The organism is Mycobacterium sp. HUMS_12744610 (genome assembly GCF_041206865.1).
GTDB lineage: Bacteria > Actinomycetota > Actinomycetes > Mycobacteriales > Mycobacteriaceae > Mycobacterium > Mycobacterium servetii.
The window spans coordinates 2,037,064-2,054,081 of sequence record NZ_JBGEDP010000001.1 but is presented as its reverse complement, the minus strand read 5'-3'; the positions used below and the strand labels follow the sequence as shown (position 1 = coordinate 2,054,081).

At 69.4% G+C, this 17,018-nt stretch carries 6 protein-coding genes and 3 pseudogenes; 2 read left to right on the top strand and 7 right to left on the bottom strand.

Annotation, left to right across the window (positions count from 1 at the left end):
- Window positions 1-69: 69 nt before the first annotated feature.
- The gene (locus AB8998_RS10155) at window positions 70-1,755 is read left to right on the top strand and encodes a DUF3556 domain-containing protein (RefSeq protein WP_369737809.1); all 1,686 of its coding nucleotides are present in this window, start codon (window positions 70-72) and stop codon (window positions 1,753-1,755) included.
- Here AB8998_RS10155 and AB8998_RS10150 read toward each other — a convergent pair.
- Window positions 1,742-1,968: pseudogene (locus AB8998_RS10150) on the bottom strand (DUF3618 domain-containing protein). The gene AB8998_RS10155 and the pseudogene AB8998_RS10150 sit on opposite strands and share 14 nt — an antisense overlap.
- A gap of 96 nt (window positions 1,969-2,064) precedes the next feature.
- Here AB8998_RS10150 and bcp point away from each other — a divergent pair.
- Window positions 2,065-2,538, top strand: a complete 474-nt coding sequence (gene bcp, locus AB8998_RS10145) for a thioredoxin-dependent thiol peroxidase (RefSeq protein WP_369737807.1) — start codon at window positions 2,065-2,067, stop codon at window positions 2,536-2,538.
- Here bcp and AB8998_RS10140 read toward each other — a convergent pair.
- The 6 genes and pseudogenes from AB8998_RS10140 to AB8998_RS10115 all read right to left on the bottom strand — a co-directional run.
- Window positions 2,539-2,781 (bottom strand): annotated as a pseudogene (locus tag AB8998_RS10140) (dipeptidase); the annotation flags it as partial.
- 78 nt (window positions 2,782-2,859) lie between these two features.
- The gene (locus AB8998_RS10135; RefSeq protein WP_369737806.1) at window positions 2,860-4,644 is read right to left on the bottom strand and encodes an IS1634 family transposase; all 1,785 of its coding nucleotides are present in this window, start codon (window positions 4,642-4,644) and stop codon (window positions 2,860-2,862) included.
- Between the two features lie 115 nt (window positions 4,645-4,759).
- Window positions 4,760-5,878: pseudogene (locus AB8998_RS10130) on the bottom strand (M20/M25/M40 family metallo-hydrolase); the annotation flags it as partial.
- Window positions 5,879-5,973: 95 nt separating this feature from the next.
- Window positions 5,974-6,366, bottom strand: coding sequence for a holo-ACP synthase AcpS (gene acpS / locus AB8998_RS10125; protein WP_369737805.1), 393 nt, complete (start codon window positions 6,364-6,366; stop codon window positions 5,974-5,976).
- Window positions 6,367-6,394: 28 nt separating this feature from the next.
- Window positions 6,395-15,631, bottom strand: coding sequence for a fatty acid synthase subunit beta domain-containing protein (locus tag AB8998_RS10120; protein ID WP_369737803.1), 9,237 nt, complete (start codon window positions 15,629-15,631; stop codon window positions 6,395-6,397).
- Between the two features lie 434 nt (window positions 15,632-16,065).
- Complete coding sequence (locus tag AB8998_RS10115) at window positions 16,066-16,785, bottom strand: DUF1906 domain-containing protein (RefSeq protein WP_369737800.1); 720 nt, start codon at window positions 16,783-16,785, stop codon at window positions 16,066-16,068.
- Window positions 16,786-17,018 lie beyond the last annotated feature (233 nt).

Sequence of the window (17,018 nt, the reverse complement as noted above, 5' to 3'; positions counted from 1 at the left end):
CTACTCAGCGCCGTTCGTGAGCTGTAGTTTCTTCCTCACACTCACCGCGAGCGCTGCCGAGGAGCCGCAATGGGTTTCATCCAGCCCAACCTGCCCGTCGTCGACATGGCCGAGTGGAGCAAGGCCCCGCGCGCCCAGCGGATCATGCCGATGGCACGCCACATCGCGCAGAACGGGTTCGGCACCCCGCTGGTGATGCACCTGATGTACGGGGTGAAGATCGCGCTGTATGTCCTGAGCGCGTGGGCTTTCGCGTGGTCGACGCGGGGCATCGACGGCTTCACGAACGTCACGGCGTGGTGGACGGAGCCGATCGTCTTCGAGAAGGCCGTGCTGTTCACCATGCTGTTCGAGGTCGTCGGCCTCGGCTGCTGCTTCGGGCCGCTGGCCGGGCGCTACTTCCCGCCGATCGGTTCGATCCTGTACTGGCTGCGCCCCGGCACCATCCGGTTGCCGCCCTGGCCGGGCCGGGTTCCGCTGACCAAGGGCACCACCAGGACCGCGTTCGACGCCTCACTCTACGGCGCCCTGCTGGTGCTGCTGGCGATCGCGCTGGTGTCCGACGGCACCGGCCCAATTCCCGCGCTGGGAACCGTGATTGGTGTGCTGCCGCAGTGGCAGGTCTTCGCGGTGCTGGCCGTTCTGGCCGCGATCAGCCTGCGCGACAAGGTCATCTTCCTGGCCGCACGCGGTGAGGTCTACGGACCGCTGGCGCTGGTGTTCTTGTTCACCGGGGCCGACATCGTCGTCGGCGCCAAGGTCGTGTTCATGGTGATCTGGATCGGCGCGGCGACATCCAAGCTCACCCGGCACTTCCCGTTCGTGATCTCGACCATGCTGGCGAACAACCCGCTTCTTCCCAGCGGCGTTCTCAAGCGGTCGTTGTTCAGACACTATCCGGATGACCTGCGCCCAAGTGCGTTGGCCGGGTTCATCGCCCACTTCTCGACCGCGGTGGAAGGCCTGGTGCCGCTGGTGCTTTTCTTCTCCCGCGGCGGCTGGCCGACCGCGATCGCATCGTTCGTCATGATCGTCTTCCACCTCAACATCTTGCTGGCCTTTCCGATGGGGGTGCCGCTGGAGTGGAACGTGTTCATGATCTTCGGGGTGCTGTGGCTGTTCGTCGCGCTCATCGCCGGCACCGTCGTCGTCGGGAATCTCTTCCCCCGCAAGGTTTCCTTCCTGCCCGGCATGCGCTACTACGCCGGCAACTGGGATACCACGCTGTGGTGCGTCAAGCCGTCGGTCGACGAGAAGTTCCGCACCGGCTCGCGGGCCCTGGGCCCCATGCAGCACCTGCAACTCGAGCGGCTGTACGGCAGCAAAGAGGACACCCTGATTCCCCTTCACCTCGCGCTGGCATTCCGCGGCATGAACACCCACGGGCGCGCGTTGCTCACCCTGGCGCATCGCGCGATGGCCGGCTACGACGAGGACGACTACAACCTGTGCGAGGGAGAGGTCCTCTGCTCCATGGTGCTCGGCTGGAACTTCGGCGACGGGCACATGCACAACGAGTGCCTCATCGGGGCGCTACAGCAGCGGTGCGGATTCGAGCCGGGCGACGTGCGGGTGGTGATCCTGGACGCCCAGCCCATCCACCTGCAGCGGCAGGAATACCGGCTGGTCGACGCCGCGACCGGCGAGTTCGAACGTGGCTACGTCGACGTCGCCGACATGGCCGGTGCCCAGCCTTGGGCCGACGACATTCCGATTCACGTCCAGCCGAGCGCGGGCGCCGTCAGCGATTCCTGACCCGGTGCACCAACACCACGACGATGAGCGTGCCGGCGCCCGCAGTGACACCATCACCGCCGGCTTGGTGACGAATTCGATCGCCCGGGCCTTGATGTCGTCCGCGAGCCGGCGGGGGTTGGCGCGCTCGGCGAGCGAATCGACGGTGGCCGCAAGCTGGTCACGCGCGCGGTCGATCTCCTGCTTGATGACCTCGGGATCCCGGTCCGCCACGTCTCTGTCCTCCAAGTCCGCTTGGTGCACGTCAGGCACTACCCTAGATCAGCTGGCGCCGATGCCGACGCGGCGGTGAACAGAAAGGGAAGAACCTTGACCGAGACCATTCGGCTGGCGCCGGGTGACAAAGCGCCCGCCTTCAGCCTGCCCGACGCCGACGGCAACAAGGTGTCGCTGGCCGATTACAAAGGACGCCGCGTCATCGTGTACTTCTACCCGGCCGCCGCGACGCCGGGATGCACCAAACAGGCCTGCGACTTCCGCGACAGCCTGCGCGAGCTCAACGAGGCCGGCCTCGACGTCGTCGGGATCTCACCCGACAAGCCGGAGAAGCTGGCGAAGTTCCGGGACGCCGAGAAGCTGACGTTCCCGTTGCTGTCCGATCCCGACCGCAAGGTGTTGACCGCCTGGGGCGCCTACGGCGAAAAGCAGATGTACGGCAAGACCGTGCAAGGCGTGATCCGGTCCACCTTCGTCGTCGACGAGAAGGGGAAGATCGCCGTCGCGCAGTACAACGTCAAAGCCACCGGCCACGTCGCCAAGCTGCGCCGCGACCTTTCGGTCTGATCAGGCCAGGTTCGCCAGCAGCAGCGCCTCGGCGATCGCCGCGCGTTCCAGCACGCCAAGATGCAGGCTCTCGTTTACGCTGTGCGCCTGGGTACCGGGGTCCTCGACGCCGGTCACCAGAATCTTGGCCCGTGGAAACGCCGCGGCGAACTCGGCGATGAACGGGATCGAGCCGCCCATGCCCATGTCGATGGGGTCGGCGCCCCAGGCCTGCCGGAACGCCGCCCGCGCGGTGTCATAGACCGAAGTTACTGTAGCTGAAATGGGTGAATACCTGGGCTGAGCTGGGGATTTGTTTGGTTTGGGGGGTGGTTGTTCTGGCTACGCGGTGATGGTGAGCGGGATCGGGGTGTTGAGCAGGTCGAAGGCGCGGCGTTGGTCGGGGGTGGGTTCGGCCAGTATGGGGACTTCGGTGTTAGCGCCGGGGTAGCGGACCTGGTTGCGGGTCAATGTGGCCAGGTGGTCGAGCAGTCCACGGAAGCTGCGCAGCGGGTTGCCGTGGGTGTCGTGCTTGCGGGTGGCTTTGGCATCGGCGTGGGGTGAGCGCTGTGCGGGCGCGACCGGGTTATCCCGCTGGGGTGGGTGCTCGTCGGTGAATGTCATTGGCGCCCAGGTTTTGCGCAGGTGCCAGATGAGGTAGCAGGCGAGCAGGCAGATCAGCACGTGGGCTTTGACGCGGTCCTCGAGACGGTGGTGGATGGGCCGCAGGTCCAGATCGTCGGTTTTGATGATGCGAAAGTCGCGCTCGACGTTGGCGAGGTTCTTGTAGCTTTGCACCACCGCGCCGGGGTCGAGGTCCTCGGCGTCGACGCTGGTGCGCAGCACGTAGATGCCGTCGAGGGCGGCTTCGGCCTCGATGCGGGCCTGGTCGCGGCGGTAGGTGAAGCTGGTGTCGGTGATGTCGCGGTGAAAGTGCTTGCCCATCTTGTACTTCCCGATGGCCGCGCCGACCACTTCGCCGATCTTGCCGGCCCCGCGCAGGGTGCCGCGGTTGACCCGGTCGGCGATCGCGGCGAGTAGTTTCTCGGTCGCGTTGAGCAGGTCGCTGCGTTTGCGGGCGCGTTCGGCGGCCAGCGCGGGGTTGCGGCAGGCGATCAGCCGTTCGCCGGGGTAGTCGGGATGGGTGATCTCGGCCAGGTCCTGGGTGTCGAAAAGGCTCATCTGCAGCGGGCCGTCGTCGGCGGCCAGTTTGGCGATCGCCGGGGCGCGCAGCGCGGTGATCCACCCGAAATCGGTGGCGGTGTCGGGGTCGTCGTTGAGCTTGCGCAGCGCGTCGATGCGCGCAGAGGTGACCATGCCGCGATCGCCCACCAACACCAACCGCTGGATGCCCAGCTCGTTGCGGATGACGGTGACGATCTCAGTGAAGGCATCCGGGTCGGCGGTGTTGCCTTTGAACACCCGCACCGCGACCGGGCGCCCGGCCGGATCGGTGAGCACCCCGTACTCGATCTGCTCGCAGCCTTTCTTGCCGTCGCGGGAGTAGCCGCGCGCGGCCAGCTCGCAACACCGGCCGGTCACCCATGCGCTGGTCAAATCGAACAGTGCCATCCGGCCCGGATTCACCTGCGGGGCGAGGTGTTTGGCCGCGAGCTTTTTCTCGATCGCCCCCTGTCGGCCGGCCAGCCAGTCCATCGCGGCGTAGATCTCGTCGGTGGATGCGCCGGCCACCCCCAGGTCGGTGGCCAACGTGGTGTCGGGCCACCACGCCAGCGTGGATAGTTTCGAGCCGGGCCGGATCACCCGCGAGACGATCAGCGCCAGGACGAGATCGCGTCTGCGCCCGGCCGGGCCCAGCAGCGCGGGCAGGCCCAGCTGGCGCGCTACCGCCGCGACCGCGGCCACGTGCCCATGCGGCAGCGACCGCACGATGCTGAATTCGCTGCCCGCCGGCACCAGCGTCTGACCCTTCAGCGTCGCCTCGATCGCGTCGACGGACTCCGGCGGCAGCATCGACAGGTTGGCCACGGTCTCGTTGCGCACCGCAGCGCCGTCTCGGTAAGTGCGCCGCAGGTAGGCCGACGTGTACTGGCGGCGCTGGCCCTGCTTGTCCACGTGCGTCTTCCGGACTCTGACTACGTGAACCCGGCCCTGCTGACGCGGCATAACAACGATCATATTTCATTCCAAACTTCCCGCGAAGGCGACACGCCGCATATTCTGACTACATATCTACGCCGGTTCAAAACCATCTACCCAGTTCAACAATCAGATAACGCCCGAAAGCAGTCGTAACTTCGGCATAGACGGGGCCGGTGGCGTCGATCGCGTACGGCTCGCCCTTGTCGCCGGGCGTGACGCTGACGCGGGCGCCCCACGGGGTATGCCGCTGCAGGTGGGCGGTCAATGCGTCCAGGTGCGCCGCGGCGTCGCCGCCGGGGGCGACTCGCATGCTGATCTTGGCCCGGGCCCGCGGGATGAGGGTGTTCGAGGCCGCCGCGACCGGTGTGGTGTCGATGCCGATCACCGTGATGGCGGGTTTGGCCCACATCCGCTGCGGCACCGAGCCCGAGCCGATCTCGGACACGCCGTCCAGCAGACCCGAGTCGGCGCGGACGCGCTCGGCGGGGAAGTCGGGATAGTTCAGCCCGGCGACATCGGTTTCGTGCAGGCCCTTCACGGCCACGTTGCCGTCGTCGTCGTGCAGGCTGGCCAGCAGCCGCACCAGCACGCTGAGCGCGTCGGGAACCACGCCGCCCCACAGCCCGGAGTGCAGCCCGTGGTCGAGGGTGGCGACCTCCACCACGCAGTCGACCAGCCCGCGCAGCGACACCGTCAGTGACGGGGCCTCGGTGCTCCAGTTGTCGGAGTCCGCGATCACGATCACGTCGGCGGCCAGCGCCTCGCGGTGGGCGGCCAGCAGGGCGCCAAGCGACGGCGACCCGGACTCCTCCTCGCCCTCGACGAAGACCGTCACCCCCACGGGCGGCTGCCCGCCGTGCGCCCGGAACGCCGCCAGATGCGTTGCGATGCCGGCCTTGTCGTCGGCGCTGCCGCGCCCGTAGAGCCGGCCGTCGCGCTCGGTCGGCGCGAAAGGCGGCGAGACCCACTGGCTTTCGTCCCCTTCGGGCTGCACATCGTGGTGGGCGTAGAGCAACACCGTCGGGGCGCCGGGCGGGGCCGGATGCCGGGCGATGACGGCCGGCGCGCCACCCTCGCTGACGATGCGCACGTCGCCGAACCCGGCCTGCGACAGCAGATCCGCCACCGCGTGCGCGCTGCGGTGCACCTCGGGCCGCCGCGCGGGGTCGGCCCACACGGACTCGATGCGCACCAGGTCCTCGAGATCGCGCCGCACCGACGGCAACACGTCGCGGACGCGCTCGACAAGACCGCCCATGGTCTCCCCTTTCTCCGCTTTCTCCGCGCGAGCGTGCGCAGAATGCCGCTCATCATCGGCGTGTCGCGTACAAACACGCACACTCGCGGTTGAGGTTACGGAATCTCCAGGATGGCGACCGCGGCCGCGGTGTCGCCCTCGTGGGTCAGCGACACGTGGATCGTGACGTCGGTCAGGTGCTTGGCGATGTCGCCGGTCAGCCGCACCCGCGGCCGTCCCCACATGTCGGTGACCACCTCGATGTCGCGGTGGATGGCCTCCGGCAACACCGGCCGCTGGGCGAACCGCGACCCCGACCAGGCCTTGATCACCGCCTCCTTGGCCGCCCAGCGGGCCGCCAGGTGCCGTGCCGCCGACGAACTCTTGTCCGAGGCGTCGCGACGCTCGCCCGGGGTGAAGGTCTCCGAGAAGATCGTTCCGGGCTGGTCGACCTGCTCGGCGAAATCAGGAATGGAAACCAGGTCGATCCCCACTCCGACGATGCCCATGGATCGCCAGGCTAACGGATCGGGCGGGTCATCCCGCGGACACCTGGTATGCCCCGTCCCTACCCAGCCGGGCGGCCGGATCCAGGAGCATCGCCGCCTCCTGGCGTTTCTCCGGTGCGTCGTGGTCGAAGCGGCGGTCCGGCGGTCGCTGGTACATCGGCTCGCCGCCGGCGATGGCCGAGACCAGCCGACGCTGGCCGGCCAGCAGGCGGGCGTCCGCGCGACGCTGGTAGTCGGCGCGCTGCCCGGGATCCAGCGACGCGATGAACGCCTGCGGGTGCACCAGCGCCACCAGGCCGGATACGTGCCCGAAGCCCAGGCTGGTCAGCATGCCGGCCTTGAGCGGGAACTTCTCGCCGAGCCGCAGCGTGTCGCGCACCCACACGAAGTGTGCGGAGCCGGCCAGCTCCTCGTCGACGCAGTCCAGGCTGCGGTTGGGCGGGATCACCCCGTCGCGCAGCATCTGGCACAGGCCCATCATCTGGAACACCGCAGCGCCGCCCTTGGCGTGCCCGGTCAGGTTCTTCTGCGACACCACGAACAGCGGCGCGCCCGGTGAGCGGCCCAGCGAGTCCGCCAGCCGCTCGTGCAGCTCGGTCTCGTTGGGATCGTTGGCCAGCGTAGAGGTGTCATGCTTGGAGATCACCGCGACGTCGTCAGCGCCCACGCCCAGCTTGGCCAGCGCACGCGCCAGCGGGGAGTGCTTGCCGCCGCGGCCTGCGCCCAGTGCGCCCAGCCCCGGCGCCGGGATCGAGGTGTGCACCCCGTCGCCGAACGACTGCGCGTAAGCCACCACCGCCAGCACCGGCAACCCCATCTTCAGGGCCAAGTCACCGCGGGCCAGCAGGATGGTCCCACCGCCCTGAGCCTCCACGAAGCCCAGCCGGCGCCGGTCGTTGGGGCGGGAGAACTTCGAGTCGGCGATGCCGCGGCCGCGCATCATCGCGGTGTCGGCGGTGGCCGCCATGTCGCCGAAGCCGATGATGGCCTCCAACGTCAGGTCGTCCAAACCACCGGACACCACCAGTTCGGCCTTGCCCAGCCGGATCTTGTCGACGCCCTCCTCGACCGACACCGCGGCCGTCGCGCACGCGGCGACCGGGTGGATCATCGACCCGTAACTGCCAATGTAGGACTGAACCACGTGTGCGGCAACAACATTCGGCAGAACTTCCTGCAAGATGTCGTTGGGCTTGCTGCGGCCCAGCAGGTTGCCGTGATACATCGTCTGCATCGACGTCATGCCGCCCATGCCCGTGCCCTGGGTGCTGGCCACCAGGCTGGGGTGGACATAACGCATGACCTCGGCCGGGCTGAATCCGGCGCTCAGGAACGCGTCGACCGTCGCGACGATGTTCCACAGGGCCACCCGGTCGATGGAACTGGCCATGTCCTGGCTGATTCCCCACACCGTCGGGTCGAACCCGGTCGGGATCTGCGCGCCGACGGTCCGCGACAGCTTGGTCTTTCGCGGCACCCGAATCTCGGTGCCCGCCTTGCGGATCACCTGCCAGTCGGTGGAGTCGGGAACGGGCCGCACGACCGTGTGCTCGGGGTCGAACTCGGCGAAGGCGCGGGCGTCGGCCTCCGAGGAGACGACGAAGGAGAAGTCCTTGTCCAGGAACACCGACACCAGCAGCGGCGAGGCGTGGTCGGGGTCGATCGCGCCGTCGTCGACGAACTCGCGGATGCCGCAACGCTGTACGACGGCGTCGTGATAGCGCTCGACGAGCTCGGCCTCGTCGATCAGCTCACCCGTCTCGGTGTCGTACCAACCCGGCTTGGGGTCGTCTTCCCAGCGGATCAGGCCGGTCGTCCAGGCCAGCTCGAGGACGCCGGCCGCCGACAGCTCGCCCGCGACCTCCATCTCGAAGCGGGTGCGCGACGAGCCGTACGGGCCGAGTTCGGCACCGCCGACGATGACCACCAGGTCGGCCGGGTCGACGTCGAGGTCATCCCAGTGCGGGGGCGGCGCCGGAGTGAATCCGCGCGGCGGGGACGGCAGCGCGGCGATGGTGTGCGCGGACTGCCCGGTCTCGGCCTCCTCGGGCGGCGCGGCCTGCTCGCGCGTCCTGGCGGCCAGCTCGGCCATGTCCAGTTCCACCTCGCCGAGTCCGCCCGTCAGGTCGACCTTCATGGGCGAATGCGCCGCCGCCACCTTGGATTCCACATCGCACAGGTCCAGCAGCATCGCGGCCATCTCGTCGGTGGAGTACGTGGTGACGCCGGCCTCCTCAACCGCGGTGACGATGGCGTCGTTGTGGCCCATCAGCCCGGTGCCGCGGGTCCAGCCGATCAGCGCATGCGCCAGGCTGACCCGCTGCGACCACGACGACTCCGCGTGCCACCGGGACACCACGGCGTCCAGCGCGGACTTGGCTTCGCCGTAGGCGCCGTCGCCGCCGAACATGCCGCGGTTGGGTGAGCCGGGCAGCACCACGTGCAGCCGCGACGCGATGTCGCGCTCGGCGCCGATCTTCGACAGCCCGCCGATCAGCCGCTGCACCGCCCACAGCAGCACCTTCATCTCCATCTCCGAGCGCGCACCGGCCTCGGACAGGTCGCCGGCCACCCGCGGCGCCGCGAACGGAAACAGCAACGTGGGCGTCTGCGCGTCCTTGATATGAATGGACTGCGGCCCAAGGCTTTCCGTCTGTTCGGTCCCGACCCACTCGACCAGCGCGTCGATGTCGGCGTAGGACCCCATGTTGGCCGCGACCACCCACAGCGCCGCACCGTAGCGAGCATGGTCGCGGTACAGCCCGCGGTAGAACGCCAGCCGTTCCTCGTCGAGCTTGGACGTCGTCGCGATGACCGTGGCACCGCCGTCGAGCAGTCGCGCGGCCACCGACGCGGCGATCGATCCCTTCGAGGCGCCGGTGACCACGGCGACTTCACCGCTGTAGCGGCCCGGCTCCGGGTTCTCGGCCCCGGCGGCGATGCGGCCGTACAGCGCCGCGTGAATCTGACGCCCGGCGGCCAGCGCCTTACCCTGCCACCAGGTGGCCTGGGTCGCGACGACATGTCCGGCACCCTCGAACCTCTCCGAGAGACGCGGCCAGTCGGCGTCGATCTCGGCCTCGTCGGCCAGCCACAGCCTGACCAGATCCTCACGCGCGCTGGCCCAGCGGTCGTCGAAGACGACGGCCTTGCGGGCGTCGAACACCGGCGCGACCAGACGCGGCCAGTCCGCACCCAGTTCGGCGGTGACCAGGTCGATGAGTTCGGCATCCGTGGCCGCCGGTAGCGCGCTGACCGGCTCGTCGTGGCCCAACTGACCCAGCACCAGGCGGGCCGCCGCGGCCAGTACGCCGTCGCGGCCGGTGATCTGCTCGGTGAACTCGCCCAGCGCGGCAGCGTCCACGGTCGCGCCGCCGCCACCGCCCGCCGACGGCAGCGCGACCGAAATGCCTCGGCGCGCAGCCACGGAAGCCACCGCGGCGTCGACGATCCTGTCGACGGTGGCGGCGTCGGCCAGGGCTCCCTCGTGCAGGTGGCCCATGGCACCGCCGCGCACGCTGGTGCCTTCGCGGGTGCCCAGCGCCACCTCGACGGTCACGTGCTTGGCCCAGCCGTCGCCGAGCTCCCAGGTCTTCTTGACCCGCTCGGCGATCGCGCCGGGCCGCTTGCCCGACGGCCCCAGAACGGTGCGCAGCTGGTCGTTGATCGCGTCGGAAAGCACCGGGCCGTAAGGCTTGTAGGTGCGCGCCAGCTTGGTCACCTGCGCGCGGAGCGCCGCCAGGTCGGCCTCGGCAGCGCCGTCGATGGCTCCCAGGTTCAGCTCCGACCCCAGGTCGACCAGCAGCTGGTTGCGCCGCGACGACGCGCCGTCGGTGATCGACTCGATGGAGTCCAGTTCCTCGATCTGATCGATGCGCATCTTGGCCGACAGCGCAATCAGCGCCAGCGTGGCATCGGCGGCATCGAATGCGATGTCGTCCGGGCGGACCCCGCCCGAGGATGCCGACGGCACCGCAACGGGGGCCGGGGCCGCGTCGACGGCGACGGCGACGGCGCTCTCGGCCACCGGTTCGGGCGCATCGTCGGGCTCCGGCTCGGGGTCGGTGTCGTTGGCGAACAGCACGGCGGCGTCACGTTCGGCGTTGAGCACTTCGACTGTGCTGTGGGCGTACTCGGACAGCTTGAGGGTGTTGGTGGCCAGGCCGGCGACGGTCGGCGCGGACTTCACGCCGATCTCGACGAACCGCTCGACACCCAGGCCTCCGGCGGCCTCCTCGGTGAACAACAGGTCCTGCGTCTCGATCCAGCGCACCGGGCTGGCGAATTGCCACGCCAACAACTCGATCAGCACCTTGCGGGCCAGCTCGCGCGGCTTCTCGTTACGCCAGGTGTCGTAGTCGGCGAGGATCTCGTCGAGCGGCTCGGCCGGCACCAGATCGCGGATCTCCTGGACGAAGTCGCGATCGAGGGTGAACGGGCGGGGCACGAGGTTGGGGATGTAGCGCCCGATGATGATGTCGGGATCCTTGTCGCGCGGCATGATCCGCTCCAGCGCGCGCCGGAAGTCGGCCACCCCGACTCGCAGCACCCGCGAGTGGAACGGCACGTCGATCCCCGGAACCAGGATGAACGACCGCTTGCCGCCTGTGATCTCGCGGCGTCGCTCCACCTCCGCCTCCAGCGCCTCCAGGCCCCGCACCGTGCCGGCGATCGCATACTGGGAGCCCCGCAGGTTGAAGTTGACGATCTCGAGAAACTCACCGGCGCTTGCCGCGATGTCGGCGACGAAGCCGCGGACCTCGTCGTCGGGCAGGTCGATCTGGGAGGGCCGGATGGCCGCCAGCCGGTAGTTGGAGCGGCCCAGCTCGTCGCGCGGGACGATGTCGTGCATCTTCGAGCCGCGGTGAAAAACCGCTTCCAACAACGCTTCCAGTTCGAAGATGCCGCTGACGCAGGCCAGGGCCGTGTACTCGCCGACCGAGTGGCCGCAGGCGATCGCGCCCTCGACGAAGGCGCCCTGCTCGCGCATCTCGGCGACCTGCGCCGCGGCCACCGTCGCCATCGCGACCTGGGTGAACTGCGTCAGGTACAGCACGCCCTCGGGGTGGTGGTAGTGCACGCCGCCGGCAATGATGCTGGTCGGGTTGTCGCGCACCACGTTCAGCACCGAGAAGCCCAGGACGTCGCGGGTGAACTTGTCGGCCTTGTCCCACACCTTGCGGGCCGCCTTGGAGCGGGCCCGGACCTCCATGCCCATGCCCTTGTGCTGGATGCCCTGGCCGGGGAACGCGTAGACCGTCTTGGGGGCGGCCAGCCGGGCGGTCGCCGACATCACGAGGTCCGAGCCGATGCGGGCGACGACCTCCAAAACCTCGGCGCCCTGGTCGATTCCGACGCGGTCGACGCGGAAGTCGACCTGGTCGCCGGGGCGGACCATGCCCAGAAAACGGGCGGTCCAGCCGACCAGCCGGGCCGGTGGGCGGGCCTGACCGTCGGTGGCCGTCACCGCATGCTGCGCGGCGGCCGAGAGCCACATGCCGTGCACGATCGGCGATCCCAGCCCCGCCAGCAGCGCCGCCGCGCGGTCGGTGTGGATGGGGTTGTGGTCGCCGGAGACCATCGCGAAGGGGCGCATGTCCACCGGCGCGCTCAGCGTCACGTCGCGGCGGCGCCGACGGGGGGTGTCGTTGGCGTTCTGCGAGACCGCATCCCCGGCGCGGGCCGGGTCGGTGAGCTCGGAGGCCCCGGTGCGCCCGAGGATGGCGAACCGTTCGTGAAGGGTGGCGATCACCTCGCCGGCGGCCGTCGCGATCGACACCGACACTCCGACAACCCGGCCCATGTCGGTGTCGACGGCCGGGGAAGCCGTTGCGGTGATGACCAATTGGGCCCGGCTAGCGGGCAGCGGTCCGACCAGACGGGCGGCATGGTCCAGGTGCACCAGGCTGAGCAAGCCCTCGACGACCGGAACGCCGGTGTCGGTCGTCGCGGCGCCGACGGCCGCGAAAACCGCGGGCCAGCAAGGGCCGACGAGCGCATCGGGCACGGTGGTGAGGGTGGGTGCCAGCGGCTCGCCGAAAATCGCCGTGACCCCGGTGTGATCGGCGACCCGCTCAGGGTCCCAGTCGACCGCCACCGTGGCCGTCCCGTCGACGACCGCGGGAAGGAACTCCGGCCCGTCCACACCGGCGGCGATCGCCAGCACCGCGCGCATGGCCTCGCTGGCGTCGGCGGTGGACACGACCGGGGCGCCACCGTCAACGGTGTTGGCCGGCAACGTGAACGGGATGTCGACCCAGACGCCGGACAGCGGGACGGCGAGCACCACCCGGTCGCCTGCCTCCACCTGCAGCCGAGCGCCGGTGGACGAGTGTGTGGCGCAGCGGCTTTCGGGTCCGTCGTGCACCTGCCAACCGGACGGCTCGGCGATGCGGTGCACCGGGTTGGTGACGGTGCGCCCGGCCCACAGCACGTCCGGCGCGTCCAGGACGGTGGCCAGCGGACCGGTCACGTCGGGGCGGCCCAGCCGGCGCGAGGTGACGGCCTGCGGCTCGGTTCCGGCGGCGAGCACTTCATCTATGGCGGCCTGCTCGAAGCGGTCCAGCAACTCCCCGACGGGCTCGTCCAGCCGGGTGATACCGGCGACGGCCGCGATACCCGGGATGATGCACACCTGGTCGGCGTCGTAGCGGGCGTCGTGCGCCTGCCACAGCGAGTCGCTGCGCCACCAGCGCCGCACGTCCTTGTCGATGACGGGCACGAAGTTGACCGGCTTGCCCGGCGCCTTGCACAGCGTGACGAAGAACGGCACGTCCGCCGGATGCAGCTGCACGGTGTCCGCGTCGGGGTAGCGAGCGAGCAGCAGTTCGATCGCCGCCTCCGGGCTCTCCAGCAGCGCCGGGTCGGCGAACAAGGTTTCGATGGGGCCGTGATCCTGCGGGTGCAGCCGCGCCTCGGCGCGCTGCAGCATCTGCTCGAACCGGTCGCGCCAGGTGTCGGCCAGCCACGGGCTGCCCGGTGCGGCGGTGTCGGCGGTCGAGTCGCCGTCGCCGATCGCCAGGTCGACGTAACGCCGCAGCCACTGCAGGTAGGTCATGTCCGCGACGTCGCCGAAATACGGCTTGGCGGTTTTTGCCATCGCCGCGATGATCTCGTCGCGACGCTCGGCGACCGCCTCGGCGTCGCCGGCGACCTCGTCGAGCAGCCGGCCGCAGCGCGAGGCGCTGTTGTCGATCTCGTGGATGTCCGCACCGAGCTGGCTGCGGCTGGAGGCCATGCCGCCCTGTGCTTTGCCGGCACCGATCCACTGGTCGGTGCCCTGGGTGTCGACCAGCATCCGTTTGACCGACGGCGACGTCGTGGCCTCGAGCGTCGCCATGGCCGCGGTGCCGACCAGGATGCCGTCGACAGGCATCAACGGGAACCCGTAGCTCTGCGCCCAGCGCCCGGACAGGTAGTCGGCCGCGCGCTCGGGGGTGCCGATGCCCCCGCCGACGCACACTGTGATGTTCGGCCGCGACCGCAGCTCCGAGTAGGTGGCCAGCAGGAGGTCGTCGAGGTCCTCCCAGGAGTGGTGACCGCCGGCACGGCCACCCTCGATGTGAACGATCACCGGCTTGGTGGGCGCCTCGGTCGCGATGCGGATGACCGAGCGGATCTGCTCGACGGTGCCGGGTTTGAACACGACGTGGGTGATGCCGACGTCGTTGAGCTCTTCGATCAGCTCGACGGCTTCCTCGAGCTCGGGGATGCCGGCGCTGATCACCAGGCCGTCGATCGCCGCGCCGGATTGGCGGGCCTTCTGCACCAGGCGCTTGCCGCCCACCTGCAGCTTCCACAGGTACGGATCGAGGAACAGCGCGTTGAACTGGTACGTGCGGCCGGGCTCGAGCAGTTCGGACAGCTCCTCGACGCGGTCGGCGAAGATCTCCTCGGTGACCTGCCCGCCGCCGGCGAGTTCGGCCCAGTGCCCGGCGTTGGCGGCGGCGGCGACGATCTTGGCGTCGACGGTGGTCGGGGTCATGCCCGCCAGCAGGATCGGCGAGCGGCCGGTCAGCCGGGTGAACTTCGTGGAGAGCTTGACGCGTCCGTCGGGCAGCCGCACCGCGGTCGGGGCGTAGCTCGACCAGGCGCGGGCCACCTCGGGGACGGCCCCGACGGTGAACAGGTTGCGCTGGCCGCCGCGGGTGGCCGCGGGCACGATGCCGATGCCCAGCCCCCGGATCACCGGCGCGGTCAGCCGGGTCAAGATGTCTCCGGGTCCCAGGTCGAGGATCCAGCGGGCTCCGGACTCGTGCACCCGGGTGATCTCCGCGACCCAGTCGACGGGTCTCACCAGGATGGCCTCGGTGAGGTGACGGGCCAGCGCCACATCGAGGCCGGCCTTTTCTGCCCAGGCGCCGACGATGTCGATGCCGTCGGCCAGCCGCGGGGTGTGGAAGCCGACCTCCACCTGCACCGGGTCGAAGACCGGCGCGAAGACGTCGCCGCCGCGGACCTTGCTCTTGCGGTCGGCCTCCTCCTTCTCCGAGATCTGGCGGCAGTAGAGCTCGAAGCGCGACAGCTGCTCCGGGGTGCCGGTGATGACGACGGAACGCCGGCCGTTGCGGATGGACAGGGCCGGAGGCTGCACGGTCCGGACGTCCTGTGCGAACTCGTCGAGCAGGTGCCCGATGCGCTCGGGATCGGCGTTGCTGACCGACACCATCGGCGGGCGGTCGCCGAGGACGGCGATGCCGCGCCGCCGTGCCACCAGCGTGCCCGCCGCGCCGATCAGCTGCGCCATGGCCAGCAGCTCGGCGTCGCGGCCGGCCCCGTCCTTCAAGGCCCGCAGCGCCTCGACCGCGAGCACGCCCTGGGAATGGCCCGCCAGAGCCGCCGGCGGGGTGGCCGTCAGGTCCATGCCCTGGCGCGCCAGGGCGCGCATGGCCGCGATCTGGGTCAGCAGTACCCCGGGCACCGAGACGGCCGCCGAGGTCAGGTGCTTGTCCGCGGGAACGGGGTCCTCGGCTGCCAGCGCGCGCACCCACTGCAACGGCTCGAAGCCGATCGGACGCACCACGACCAGCTCTTTGGCCACCGGCTCGAGCAGCAGCTCCACCTCGCCGACCAGCGTCGCCAGGTCTGTCTCGATCCCGGCCGAGGACACCAGCTCCTCGAGCGTCTCCAGCCAGGCGCTGCCCTGCCCGCCAAACGCCACCGCGTACGGCTCGCCGGCCGTCAGACGGTCGACCAGAGCGTGGGTGCCCTGCGGGCCGTGCCCGTCGCGGTCGGCGGACACCCGGTCGTGCTCGTGGATCGTCACGTTCTACGTCTCCCCTACATGCGTCTTTTGTCGGTTCGGGCCGGCACCCTGGTCGTCGTCGACGGGCCCGCCCCCTCGGTCGATCGGCGCGGCGGACTGCTTGGGCTGTAATAAGAGTGTCATAAGGATCGGTGCCCTTTTTCCCAGCTGATTGGTTACTGGTGAGTTCTACGCACGGGTAACCATGTCCTGGGTAACACCGGGTCAAACCGCGCGCGCGAGCGCGGCGAACAAACTCGCTGCATGTAGGTGGTTACGGTCGAGTAGCTATAACTTCGCTGTTCAAAGCGCTATTGTTATGGAATCGTTATATTAAGGATTTCGGCCTTCGGTCGCGTCTCGCGCGCGAGCAACCTTGCCGTCGAGGCGTCACCAGATCTCGGCTGCACCCCGCCCTCAGCGGGCGATTGTTTGCTGGACCCGGTGCCGACGGCCTAGGTCCACTGCCCGAATTGGGGCTTGAGGATTTGATTGAGGTCCACCCCAACGCCGCCGACACTGCGCTTGTCGATCTCGAACTGATGAAGATTCGCGGCCGGATGGGTGTAGCCCACGGGGGAACCCCAGTTGTGCTGCCAGAAGTAGGACCCCAAACCGTCCTGCAGCGCCCAGTCGATGGTCTTGGAGTTGGCGTACACACCGGTGCGCTGGTGCCCGATCACCGACTCCCAGGACCGCAGGTAGGGAGCGACCTGCTGCTTGTACTGCTCGTAGGACGGATTGTCGTCGATCGAGGCGTAGATGGGAGCGCCGGGCGGACCTCCGGCGGCGGCGTGCAACTGCATGCCGCGACGGGCGTGCTCCACGCCGGCCGCGGCCCCACCCAGCCAGTCGGAGGTGCTGCCCTTGCCGTACTGGTAGCAGGACACGATCTTGAGCCCATTGCTGGAGAGGTCGCGCGCTTCGCCGGCCTGGATCGGCTTGCCGAGCATCCAGTTACCACCGGGCCGCCGATCCGACACGTACCGGATCGATCCCACCGCCCCGGCCGCCCGGATCTCGCTTGCGGGGATGACGCCGGCCGCGTAGTCCAGCAGCGTGCCGAGCGCGGCCGACGCCGTCGCGGCGCGCAGCGATGCCGCCGCGACGCCGAAACCCACCAGTCCCGGGGTCGCGGCGGCGAACTTGAGCACGTCGCGCCGCGAGACCGACATGGGCTTCAGGGTACGACACAACTATCACCAGACACATTGATCCCAACGATCACATGTGCATCACATTGGTTGCATCACATTGGCTGCACTACGTTGGCGCATCCCCGGTCTGCAACCGCTTTGCGCCCGGCAGGACGATGACGCTGACCACGTCCAGGCCGCGGCGCGCGGTCTGGACCGCCATCTCGTCGAGGAAGCGGGCGGCCCGCGGATTAACAGTCTCCGCGCGAGCC